This is a genomic window from Pseudomonas sp. CM27, assembly GCF_013179515.1.
In the GTDB taxonomy this organism is placed as follows: Bacteria; Pseudomonadota; Gammaproteobacteria; order Pseudomonadales; family Pseudomonadaceae; genus Aquipseudomonas.
In genome coordinates this window covers 1-2,031 of the sequence record NZ_JABMCN010000418.1, presented here as the reverse complement: position 1 = coordinate 2,031, position 2,031 = coordinate 1, and the positions used below count along the sequence as shown (strand labels likewise).

Here is a 2,031-nt window from a genome sequence, read left to right as displayed (position 1 = left end):
GGAGACGCTGGTCAATGGCAAGCTGGAAAGTCGGGGTGAGTATCGCTATGACAGCTTAGGGCGGCGGGTAGCCAAGCAGGCTGAGATCAATGGCCAGGTCGAGCAGAAGCGCTTTCTGTGGCAAGGGCTGAGGATGCTGCGCGAGGAAACGCCGGGGCAGAGCATTCTCTACCTCTATGAGCCGGGTAGCTATGCGCCGTTGGCGCGGGTTGATCACGTTGAAGGGGAGGAGCGGAAGCTTTACTACTTCCATACAGACCAGATTGGTACGCCGTTGGAGATGACGGATAGCGATGGGAAGATCGTATGGCAGGCGACGTATCGCTCGTGGGGGGCTGTAGAGCAGATAGCCGTTAGAGAGGTCGAACAGAACCTACGCTTTCAAGGCCAGTATTTTGATGACGAAACAAAGCTGCACTACAACACGTTTCGATATTATGATCCGGTAATTGGTCGCTTTATCACTCAAGATCCAATAGGTCTCGCTGGTGATAACAATATTTATTTGTACGCCGTAAGCCCAGTTCAGGAAGTTGACCCACTAGGGTGGTGTTCGACCAAATTAGGTAACAGCATGGGCGCGAGAAAAGGAGATGGTATGGCGAACCATCACCTGATCCCCGAAGAGGTGTTAAATAACCCACAATACGCTAGAATGTTTGACAGGCTTAAGAGTATGGGCTTCAACGGGGACGGCGCGGCTAATGGGATATTCCTGCCAGGCAGTAAGAGCCTAACGCAACATGTTGATCTGCCTGGGCACTGGTCTAATCACGGTAAATATACGAATATTATTGAATCGAAGGTTTCTAAGTTAAACGATATCTTTGAAGCTGGAATGCTTCCTGATACTCAATTAGCACTTGGAATCGGCAAAATTCAGAATTTCGCAAGGGAAGGTCTTGAGTCTAACAAATTCGTTGTGGATGCAATTACAGGGCGGCTGCTATGAGAATTAATGAAAAAAAATATTACGTAATGCAGTATAAGCCTACCGGCAAAGGGTGTCCTTCTAGTCTTGCTGGGTTTTTTAATTGTGATAGTTACGAGTGGTCTCCATATGAGATGCATCCAGAGGCATTAAATATTAGAAAACAATATCGACTCGCTTTATCGGATCTAGAGATGGATCTCGATTTACTAGATTTTGATTTTTATCAACTAGGGTCGACTTATGTCTCTCGAAATTTTTTAGAAGTTTGCGATGCTCTTAAGGTAAAATATAGAGCGGTACCCCTTGAGATTTCCCTAAGGGGGAGGGTTGCAGCGGGTGAGTACTTTATATTTCTACCGGGCGAAAGCTTATCAGCTCTGGATACATCGCTTTCAGTATATGAAGTGGCTAAAGATCTAGAAACTGGAGCCGTCATTCAAAGCCCGCTTTATCCAGGTGCCGTTAGCATTAGTAAAATTGATTTGTTTGTTATGACCGATTCTGTTGATAGTGACGTCTTTCGCTGTCAAGAAACATTGCAGCTGCTCTGCAGTGAGCGTTTCAAGCATGCCGCAAGCCTTCTAAAAGGGATTTCATTTCTGCCTGTAGATGAAAACTATAGATATGATCCATGGGCAGAGCTTGATGATTTATAACGTTGTGATCAATCTATCTTAACAGGCTTGGGGCGAAAAGCATTTTAATTTCATGGAAGCCTTCACGCTCAAAAAAAGCCAAGTTGTTGCCATAGATTTATCAGTAGTTTGATGAGTCGGGTTGAAAGGGGGGCTCCGACGAGTTGTTGCATGCTTGTATTTTTGGCTAATCACAGAGTTGATGGCTTAGCTCTTTAAGAATGTAGGTGCGGAGGTGGCTGCCAACGTTGTCTCAGTCACTTCCGATTTGCTGTTGGTTAAGGGGAATGGCAGCTCTGATCTCGGAAGACCACTGCATTCGGTAATGCCTGCTCGAAGAAACCGACCCGCTGGGCCGCAAGATCCAGTACGAATACCACCACCTGACCACGCTGGTGACCCAGATCACCTACCCGGATGGCAGCACCTGGCAAGCGCGTTACGACGACAAGGGCAACCTGC

General features: G+C 46.9%; 2 protein-coding genes and 1 pseudogene. All 3 read left to right on the top strand.

Features of this window, described 5'->3' with window-relative positions:
• Positions 1-952: RHS repeat-associated core domain-containing protein (locus HP547_RS28540; RefSeq protein WP_256676474.1), on the top strand; the 952-nt coding region annotated here is incomplete at its 5' end.
• Positions 949-1,590, top strand: coding sequence for an imm11 family protein (locus HP547_RS28535; RefSeq protein WP_256676472.1), 642 nt, complete (start codon positions 949-951; stop codon positions 1,588-1,590). The genes HP547_RS28540 and HP547_RS28535, both read left to right, overlap by 4 nt.
• A gap of 308 nt (positions 1,591-1,898) precedes the next feature.
• A pseudogene (locus HP547_RS28530) lies at positions 1,899-2,031 on the top strand (hypothetical protein); the annotation flags it as partial.